Origin of the sequence: Helcococcus bovis (assembly GCF_046035835.1) — a bacterium.
GTDB classification, from domain to species: domain Bacteria; phylum Bacillota; class Clostridia; order Tissierellales; family Peptoniphilaceae; genus Helcococcus; species Helcococcus bovis.
The window spans coordinates 1-2,918 of the sequence record NZ_JBFNGB010000036.1 but is presented as its reverse complement, the minus strand read 5'-3'; the positions used below and the strand labels follow the sequence as shown (position 1 = coordinate 2,918).

Here is a 2,918-nt window from a genome sequence, read left to right as displayed (position 1 = left end):
TAATACCATTAAATCTTTTTTTATGTATGATAAAAATCCAAAACCCTTAATTTATGCTTTCAGAAATTCTTTTAACATATAAAATTATTAAATTTTGTTAACAATAATGACATTAACAATTGATATATTTTTTGAGATAATTATTAAATAACACAATAAGGAGAATTTTATGAAAGATAATTTTGATTTTAAATATCAATTAGAAAAACACACAAAACTTTTACACTTTTTAGAAAAGATGAATCTATCAAAACCAGAAGGAAATTTAATAATCCAAAATAAAAACGGAAATATAAGTTATTATCAAAATATTAATGATGAAACTAAAGGTAAAAATATAAGAAAATATCTAAATTATAAAAATATAAAACTAATAAAACAATTAGCACAAAAATCATATTTTATTAAACTAAAGTCAGTTATAATGAAAAATATCTCTTTAATAAAAAAATTAGATTCAAATATTATAGATATAGATACAGTTTATGAAAACTTATCTCTAGAAAGAAAAAATCTAGTAACACCAATTGAACCAACAAAACAACAAAAATTAGATATATGGATTAACACACCATATATCCATAAAGACATTTATGCATCTGGATTTACTACAAATAAAAGAGAGCAAGTAAGATCTAAATCAGAAAAGATATTAGCAGATAAATTTAATTATTTGGAAATTCCATATAAATATGAATGCCCATTAAAAATTGGAAGCAATATTTTACATCCTGATTTTACTTTTTACAATCCTGAAACAGATGAAGAAATATATTGGGAACACTTAGGCATGATCGATAACACAGATTATTTAAATAATTCAATAGACAGATTACAACTATTTAGTTCATATAATATTGTGGTAAATGAAAATTTAATCATAAGCTACGAAACACTTGATAGACCACTAAATATGAAATATGTAGACTATCTAATTTCAAAATTTCTAAAAAAATAAACTGACCTTCAAAAATGTAATTTTTGAAAATCAGCCTAATATCTAAGCAACCACTTTAGGATTTACTCCTCTTTTTTCAGCCATCTTAAATGCAATACCAGTAAGAATTGGTGTCAATATAGCAGTTACAATTACTGATGCAGCTATTTGTGTAGTTGCAGTCCCTTCAATTGCCTTAAATGTAGCATCTACAGCACTCAAAGCAGCCGGCGTTGCTATTGCACTTGCAGCAGTACTTGAAATCGCCGCACCAGCAACACCCGATCCACCAGTAAGTCTATCAGTACTTACACAAAGAATTGCCCCCACAACACTTGTTATTACCCCAAGTAAAATGCCAGGTAAACCACCTTGAACAAGTTGAAGTAAACTCATATTACATCCAAGCGCAAACCCAACTATAATGATTATCGCAGTTACCCCGTTTGATAAAACTTTCTTCATATATGGAAATATATTAGACAATGCAATACCCAATATTAGTGGAAATACTGTCCCCACTAAACTCAATATAGAAATATTTGCAAGTCCAGCAGAACTCAAAGCTGCCATTGTAACCATTGGTCCAACACTTAAAGTTGTGATACCTACAGCCCCAGCATCAATTTCATTTCCATAAACATCGACTATTCCAGAGTACATTGCATTATTTGCAACTGAGATTGCTCCAATAATTGACAAAGCACTCAAACCTAAAAAGTTATTATTGAACACCTTAGCTACAAACAAACCAAAAGCTACAGAAAATACTATTTTAGTAATTATAATAGTAGCACCTCTACCTATCGCCTTAGGAGTGTTTTTTAATGAAATTGTACCACCTATGAAAAATAGAAATGCACCAACTAGTGGACCAGTACCCTTAGCTATAGCAGTTGTAAATCCCCCAATTTGTAAAACTGATGGTATGAATGTATTAATCATCAAACCAATAAACATAGGGATGATAATAGTATCTCCCGGTATTTTAATTTTCTTTAATTTCATGATAATCTCCAAACTAATCTAAAACAATACCACCGTCACAGTCGCCGATTTCACCATTTACAAAACTTGCTAAATCACTTGCAAAGAATAAAATCATTTGAGCTATTTCACTTGGCTCTGCTCTTCTTCCTAGTGGAATCATACTTATAACCTTATCACTTTTTTCTTTATCTTCCGATAATTGCTTTGTCATCTCTGTATTTGTAAATGATGGACATACAGCATTACATGAAATACCATATTTACCACCTTCCTTAGCAACAGCTTTTGTAAGACCATTTAATCCCGCTTTAGAAGATGCATAAGCAGCAGTACCTAATAATCCCCCACCTATTTTACCAGCGACAGATGATACATTAACAATTCTACCACCACCATTTTCAATAAAGTGATTGTAAATTGAGGAAATTGTATTAAAACATCCTGTTAAATTAATTCTAATAGTTCTTTCCCATTCTTCAAATGTTAAATCTTTGAATTGTACAGCACTTATAACACCACCGCAATTTACCAAGGCATCTATCTTTCCATTTCTTTCAATTATATTATTCATAGAACTTACAATGCTATCCTTATCTCCTAAATCTATGTACTCAAATTCTGCATTTGGTGAAAACTCTTCGACAGTTTGCATTGCTCTCTCTTTATTAATGTCAGCAATTATAGCAAATCCACCACCATCAACAATACCTCTAACGACTTCTTTACCTATGCCTTGAGCCCCACCTGTTACAATAACTTTTTTATTTTTAAATTCCAAAATACCCTCCTTGAATTTAAATAAATTTATTATATTTTTATCATACTCCTATAACAAAGCTTTGTTAAATCTTTTGTAATTAAAATGCATATTACTAACAAAAAAATAGTAAGAATATAAGTACTTAAGCAAGTTATAAAAAATATTAAAAAAAATTTTATAAAATATCTTAATAAAAAAAGAGTAAGACTAAAGTCCTACTCTAAAATTAAA

General features: G+C 29.2%; 3 protein-coding genes. 1 reads left to right on the top strand and 2 read right to left on the bottom strand.

Features of this window, described 5'->3' with window-relative positions; translation table 11 throughout:
- The first annotated feature begins 169 nt into the window (after positions 1–169).
- Entirely contained in the window at positions 170–958 is a 789-nt protein-coding gene (locus ABGF48_RS08340; protein WP_408105880.1) for a hypothetical protein, read from the top strand.
- A gap of 42 nt (positions 959–1,000) precedes the next feature.
- Here ABGF48_RS08340 and ABGF48_RS08335 read toward each other — a convergent pair whose 3' ends face one another.
- Positions 1,001–1,945: a 2-keto-3-deoxygluconate permease gene (locus ABGF48_RS08335; protein ID WP_408105879.1), complete on the bottom strand. Its 945-nt coding sequence runs from the start codon at positions 1,943–1,945 to the stop codon at positions 1,001–1,003.
- Positions 1,946–1,958: 13 nt separating this feature from the next.
- Positions 1,959–2,705 (bottom strand): SDR family NAD(P)-dependent oxidoreductase, encoded by a 747-nt coding sequence (locus tag ABGF48_RS08330; protein ID WP_408105878.1) that lies wholly within the window; start codon positions 2,703–2,705, stop codon positions 1,959–1,961.
- Positions 2,706–2,918: the final 213 nt, after the last annotated feature.

Excerpts from the sequence above, each read along its gene's own strand:
- ABGF48_RS08340 (WP_408105880.1), top strand. The coding sequence starts at position 170 with ATGAAAGATAATTTTGATTTTAAATATCAATTAGAAAAACACACAAAA.
- ABGF48_RS08335 (WP_408105879.1), bottom strand. The coding sequence starts at position 1,945 with ATGAAATTAAAGAAAATTAAAATACCGGGAGATACTATTATCATCCCT.